We start from the raw sequence: 6050 nt of genomic DNA on the forward strand, positions 1-6050 counted from the left end.
AGGCCGTCATCGCGATCGTCGAAACCGGCGCGCACGAGCAGCTGTTCCAGGACGCGCCAAGCTCTCTCAAGGCCGTCATGCAGATCGACGACGGAGCAGTCGAAAAGCTGACCGCACAGGGTGCCGACGTTGACGACACCGAGCTGAAGAAGCGACTCGCGGGCATCAAGGCCGACGATCTTGCGTCACTCGTCTACACCTCCGGCACGACAGGCCGTCCCAAGGGATGCATCCTCACGCACCGCAACTTCCTGTCCGAGGTGCGCGGGATTCTCACGGCATCGATCGGCAAGGTGGCGGTTCCGGGAAACCGAGTCCTGACCTTCCTGCCGCTGGCTCACGTGCTGGCTCGCGCGGTGTCCCTCGCGACGTTCGAAGCTGGCGCTTCGCAGGCACACTGGTCCGACTTCGCCACCATTACAACTCAATTCGAGCGCTACAAGCCCAACACCATCCTCGGTGTTCCGCGTGTCTTCGAAAAAGTTCGCGACGGCGCAGCACGCAAGGCGGAGTCCGGTGGAAAGGTACCCGGCGCGATCTTCGCCTTCGCAGAAGCCACCGCCAAGGAGTACAGCCAAGCTCTCGACAAGGGCGGTCCCTCGCTGATCTTGAAGGCGAAGCACGCAGTGGCAGACAAGCTCGTGTACTCGAAACTTCGTGAGGCTCTCGGCGGCGAGTGCTGGTTCGCGATCTCCGGCGGCGGCGCCCTCACTCCTGAGCTGGGGCACTTCTTCCGTGGGCTCGGAGTTCCGATCTACGAGGGTTACGGTCTCACCGAAACCACTGCGGCGCACTGTGTCAACGTCCCGGGTGCTCAGAAGATCGGAACCGTCGGACAGCCGATGGGCGGCAACGGGGTTCGCATCGCCGAGGACGGCGAGATCGAACTCAACGGCGGGGTTGTTTTCAAGGGCTACTGGAAGAACGACAAGGCCACCGAAGAGACGTTCGTCAACGGCTGGATGCGCACCGGTGATCTCGGGGAACTCGACAGCGACGGTTACCTTTCCATCACCGGACGCAAGAAGGATCTTCTGGTGACGGCGGGCGGCAAGAACGTCTCGCCGGGCCCGATGGAAGACCGTATCCGTTCGCATTCCATCGTCTCGCAGGCAGTTGTCGTCGGCGACGGGAAGACCTACATCACGGCGCTGTTGACCGTCGACCCCGAGGTGTTCGAGAAGTGGAAGTCGGAGAACGGCAAGCCTTCCGGCGCCACCGTCGCCGAACTACGTGACGACAAGGACCTTCGAGCGGAGCTGCAGAAGGCCGTCGACGACGCCAATGCTGCTGTCTCGCATGCGGAGTCGATCAAGAAGTTCGTCATTCTCGATCGCGATCTGACCGAGGAAGACGGTGAGATGACAGCGACGCTCAAGATCAAGCGCAATGTCGTCGTCGATCGGTTCTCGAAGGAGATCGAAGGAATGTACGCGAAGAGCTAGGCGCGTTTTGGGAACTGCTCGCGGTAAGCCAACACGTCATCGAGGCGGAACCTGCGGTGGGTGCCGCGTAGTTCGATCGGGAGTTTCCCGGCGTCGGCGAGCTTACGTACATATGTGTCCGAAACGCCGAGGATCTCTGCTGCCTGCGAGGTGGTGAGGAGTTCTGCGACGGGCCCGAGGGCGACGCTGTCGCCGGCAGCGAGGTAGGTCAGGAGCTGCACGACGGCGTCGCCGACCGATGGCGGAATCTTGATGCTCACGCCGTCGAACACCAGCGTGGTCGTGTCCGTCGAGGTTGCGGCTCTCTCGGCCAGAGCTGTCTTGATTCGCTCGGCAGCGTCGCCGTCGACTGCGGAAACGATGTGGTCGATGCTCACGCGGTATATCTCCGATCGAAGGCAGTGTTTCGCAAGCATAGACAGCGACAGTGTCCGTCGGCACGCTGGCTAGCGCCGTGTGCGTTGCATTACATGAGTGCCGTGAGTGGAAAACTATTTACCCACGTAGATCGGAATTCGAAGGTTTTGGCGCCCAAAGATATTCGACTCGACGCATATGTAACTCACCAAATTTGGTGTACCCGCAAGTAACATCCTGAGCGTGGCTAGACGATCGGTAACGGTGAGATTCGACGTAGAGGAACTGAGGGCCCTAGAGACCCTCCAAGAGCTCACGGGCGCGGACATTTCCAGCGTCATACGTGAAGCTGTGATCGAACATGCGCGTCGATGTGTCGCGCAGGGAAAGCCCCGCGACATCACCGAGCGACGAAAATCGCTGACCTTGCAGGAAGCCTTCGCCAAGTATTCCGCGTTGTGCACCGACGAGGAGCGGGAAGCGTCGTAGCGCTCTGTCGATGCGGCAGTGACCGGTTGAGTTCACAGTGATTCTGACTGTGGCGCTGCGGAGTTCGTTCGAGGAATATTGCGGCAACAGAAGTGTTGCGTAGACCTCTGACAGGAGCTGGCCAGTGACGGACGTCCTCGAACTCTTCACCGATGTATTGGTGATCGGTGGTGGCCCCGCCGGCGCATGGGCAGCGTTGCGCGCGGCCAAGGCCGGTGCAGACGTCGTCCTGGTCGACAAGGGCTACTGCGGAACGAGCGGCGCAACGGCCCCCTCCGGAACAGGTGTTTGGTACGTCGAACCGGATACGACTGCCCGTGAGCGGGCGAAGGCCGGACGTGAGGCGCTCGGCGGATATCTTGCCGACCACCATTGGATGGACCGCGTCCTCGAGCAGACCTACTCCAACATGGATCTCCTCGCGGTGGAGGGCAGATATCCGTTCCCCGTCGACACCAGCACGGGCAAGCAGATCCGTACCGGCTTGCAGGGACCTGAGTACATGCGACGGATGCGCACCTGGATTCGTCGAACCGGTGTGCGGATCCTCGATCATTCGCCGGCGCTGGAGTTGTTGGTGGACGACGCCGGGCGAGTTCGCGGAGTCGCCGGATACCAGCGTCACGAACATCAGGATTACCGAGTCTCGGCAGGCGCGGTAGTGGTCGCCAGCGGAGGTTGTGCGTTTCTGTCCGGTGCGTTGGGTACCAACGTCGATACCGGTGACGGTGCATTGATGGCAGCGGAAGTCGGAGCGGAGTTCTCTGGGATGGAGTTCTCGAACGCGTACGGAATCGCAGCGGCCGGATCGACGATCACCAAGACGGCTTACTACGCGTACGCGACGTTCTTCCACGCAGACGGAAGAGTGCTCGAAGGGGCCGGTTCGGCGAAGGGGAGGTCCGTCATCGCCAGCACGTTGCGGAACGAGCCCGTGTTCGCGCAGATCGATCGGGCCGACGCTGAGGTGCAGCGTCGAATGAGGCTGGGGCAACCCAACTTCTTCTTGCAATTCGATCGCCGCGGAATCGATCCCTTCACCGACAAATTCGAGGTCGGCATGCTCGCTGAAGGCACGGTGCGCGGCACTGGGGGAATCAACGTCGTCGACGACGATTGCGCGTCATCCGTTCCAGGACTGTTTGCCGCCGGGGACGCTGCGACCCGCGAGCGAATCTGCGGAGGGTTTACCGGCGGGGGAAGTCACAACGCCGCGTGGGCGATGTCTTCTGGTTCGTGGGCGGGAACCGGTGCTGCGCGCTATGCGCTGTCGGTCGGACGTGGGTCTACCAGTGGTCTTCGCGGAGCCGGAACCGTCGGATTGCGTAATCCGGTACGAACCGGGTTTGCTGCCGACGATGTGGTGAAAGCTGCTCAGGCGCAGCTGATTCCCTTCGACAAGAACTACCTCCGCAGCGGTGATCGAGTATCCGCAGCGCTCGGTGAGCTCGAATCGCTGTGGGGTGCAGTGAGTGCGGATCTGGGCGCGGATCCAGCAGGTCGGATGGCGGCGCGGCAGGCTGCCGCGATCACGGCCGTCGGTCGCTGGATGTACCACTCGACGATGGCGCGGACCGAGACTCGGGGAATGAGCAAGCGAGACGATTATCCCGAACTCGATGTGACGCAGCACCATCACGTCCTCACCGGCGGTTTGGATTCGGTGTGGACCCGGACTTCTGAATCTGTCGGGTCTGCACTGGTGGCGTCATGATCGAGCTGGTGTCCGCGCCTGACTGCATCGGCTGCGACAAGTGCGTAGACGTTTGTCCTACAGATGTTTTCGATCGGACGCCGTCGGGCGTCCCGGTGATTGCGCGCCAATCGGATTGCCAGACCTGCTTCATGTGTGAGGCATATTGCCCGACGGATGCGCTGTATGTGCATCCGCAATCCACGCCGTTGGAAACGGCCGATGTGATCGAGGACGATCACATCGGCCGCTACCGAGAGAAGATCGGATGGGGCAAAGGGCGGGCACCTGGGTCCCTGACTGCGGTGGGCCCGGAGGTGCCCCGTCCGGTTACGACCTGACGAGAATCTTGACTGCAGTGTCGTTGTGCTCGATCAGAGTGGTGAATCCTTCGGAGATCAATTCTTCGAGCTGAATACGACCGGTGATGAATGGCGCCAGATCGACGACACCGTCCTGGACCATCTTGATGACCGCTTCATGGTCGCGTACGTACGCGATGGTTCCGCGTAGGTCGATTTCCTTGAGGACCAGCTTCTGCATGTCAATGGTCGCGGGCTTGCCCCAAATCGACACGTTGACAACAACTCCAGCAGGCCTGACCGTGTCGAGCATGGTGTCGAGTACTGCGTTGACGCCTGCGCACTCGAAACCGATGTCTGCGCCGATGCCTCCGCTGAGTTCGAGGACGCGCGCTTTGACGTCTTCGGTGGTGGGATCGATGACGTAGTCGGCGACTCCACTGGAGAGGGCCTTGGCTTTGCGGGCCTCGCTGAGTTCGGTGACGATCGTCGTGACACCCAGACCCTTGAGGACTGCCGCAACGAGGAGTCCGATCGGTCCGGCTCCGCCCACGATGGCGACGTTGCCGCTTTCGGCTCCACTGCGTACGACGGCGTGATGGGCGACGCTCAACGGTTCGATGAGAGCTGCCTCGTCGAGCGGGATGTTGCCGATCTTGTGGATCCAGCGACGGTCGACGACGACCTTCTCGCTGAGTCCGCCACCGCCGCCGGCCAAGCCGATGAACCCCATCTTCGTACACAGGTGGTAGTTGCCCGCCTTGCACGGGGCGCACTCGTTGCAGACGAAGTACGGCTCGACGACAACATTTTCACCGACCTCGACGTCCGTGACACCTTCGCCGACCTCTTCGACGGTGCCGGAGAACTCGTGGCCCATCGTGACCGGCGCATTCTCGTGTGAGAGAGGATGCGGGTGTCCGGGTGCGGAGATGAAGATCGGTCCCTCGAGGTACTCGTGGAGATCGGTGCCGCAGATTCCGCACCATGCGACCTTCAGCTTGACTGTTCCTGGCCGCAATTCGGGCTCAGGGATCTCTTCGATCCGGATGTCTTTCTGCCCGTGGAACCGTGCTGCCTTCATTGATCCGCACCTCACTTCGTTGTGAATCCCCTGGTAGATCGACGCTAGGCCGATTATCGGCCCGGGTGAAGGGTTGCAACGGAATGCAATGTCGTGGAACCGATCGGTGCTGGGGAGCGTCCAATACTGTGAGCGGGTCGCGAACGAGGGGGAGTGCTGTGGGAGTGAGGGTTGCAGTGGTCCTGGTCGCGGCCGCGCTGTTGGTTGGGGGTTGTTCCTCGACCGTCGAGGGCGAGGCTTTCCCTGTCGATGTGATTGGGATGTTTGATCCGTGTGAGGTTCTCAGCAATGAGGAATTGGAGAGAGTCGGAGTTGACCCGGCAACAAAAGAGGTTGACATAGTCAACACCCATATCGATGGGTTCAATATATGCAAGTGGGAAGGATCTTGGTTCTTCCTCCGTCTGACTTCCACAACACACTCGCTTGCGGACGTCGAAGCAAATCCGGTGATGCGCGATCTACATCGAATTCAACTCGCCGGCCGACAGGTCCTGATGTTCCAGGAACACAATGACAAGGCGGACACCGCGTGCAATATCGCCTTCGCGACTGCTCAGTCCACGGCGATGATTCGAGTGGGTGCGAAAGTCGGTGACCAGCGCCCCGAAACTCCGTGTGAACTGGTTGAGCGGGTCGGTCTGACCGTGTTACCGCTGCTTCCCGAATAACGATCGGAA

At 61.1% G+C, this 6050-nt stretch carries 7 protein-coding genes; 5 read left to right on the top strand and 2 right to left on the bottom strand.

Translation table 11 applies throughout. The features are described from left to right. The coding region (locus A2J01_RS14845) for an AMP-dependent synthetase/ligase (protein ID WP_064112991.1) at positions 1–1445 on the top strand (1445 nt) is incomplete at its 5' end. On the opposite strand, the gene A2J01_RS14850 is transcribed toward A2J01_RS14845, so the two are convergent. Beyond that, positions 1442–1822: a helix-turn-helix domain-containing protein gene (locus A2J01_RS14850; RefSeq protein ID WP_064112992.1), complete on the bottom strand. Its 381-nt coding sequence runs from the start codon at positions 1820–1822 to the stop codon at positions 1442–1444. The two genes, A2J01_RS14845 and A2J01_RS14850, sit on opposite strands and share 4 nt — an antisense overlap. A 223-nt stretch (positions 1823–2045) precedes the next feature. Here A2J01_RS14850 and A2J01_RS35125 point away from each other — a divergent pair, with 223 nt between their 5' ends. From A2J01_RS35125 to A2J01_RS14865, 3 genes are all read left to right on the top strand, one after another. Further along, complete coding sequence (locus A2J01_RS35125; RefSeq protein WP_231915792.1) at positions 2046–2291, top strand: hypothetical protein; 246 nt, start codon at positions 2046–2048, stop codon at positions 2289–2291. Positions 2292–2415: 124 nt separating this feature from the next. Then, a complete protein-coding gene (locus tag A2J01_RS14860) occupies positions 2416–4005 on the top strand; it encodes an FAD-dependent oxidoreductase (protein ID WP_064112994.1) in 1590 nt (529 codons plus the stop codon). Then, the gene (locus A2J01_RS14865) at positions 4002–4325 is read left to right on the top strand and encodes a 4Fe-4S dicluster domain-containing protein (RefSeq protein ID WP_007726052.1); all 324 of its coding nucleotides are present in this window, start codon (positions 4002–4004) and stop codon (positions 4323–4325) included. Before A2J01_RS14860 ends, A2J01_RS14865 begins: the two co-directional genes overlap by 4 nt. On the opposite strand, the gene A2J01_RS14870 is transcribed toward A2J01_RS14865, so the two are convergent. Then, positions 4315–5370, bottom strand: coding sequence for a 2,3-butanediol dehydrogenase (locus tag A2J01_RS14870; RefSeq protein ID WP_003941279.1), 1056 nt, complete (start codon positions 5368–5370; stop codon positions 4315–4317). The genes A2J01_RS14865 and A2J01_RS14870 overlap by 11 nt on opposite strands. Before the next feature lie 176 nt (positions 5371–5546). On the opposite strand from A2J01_RS14870, the gene A2J01_RS14875 reads away from it, so the two are divergent. Further along, positions 5547–6041 (top strand): DUF3558 family protein, encoded by a 495-nt coding sequence (locus A2J01_RS14875; protein ID WP_231915793.1) that lies wholly within the window; start codon positions 5547–5549, stop codon positions 6039–6041. Positions 6042–6050 lie beyond the last annotated feature (9 nt).

It is taken from the genome of Rhodococcus sp. EPR-134, assembly GCF_001647205.1.
GTDB classification, from domain to species: Bacteria; Actinomycetota; Actinomycetes; order Mycobacteriales; family Mycobacteriaceae; genus Rhodococcus_F; species Rhodococcus_F qingshengii.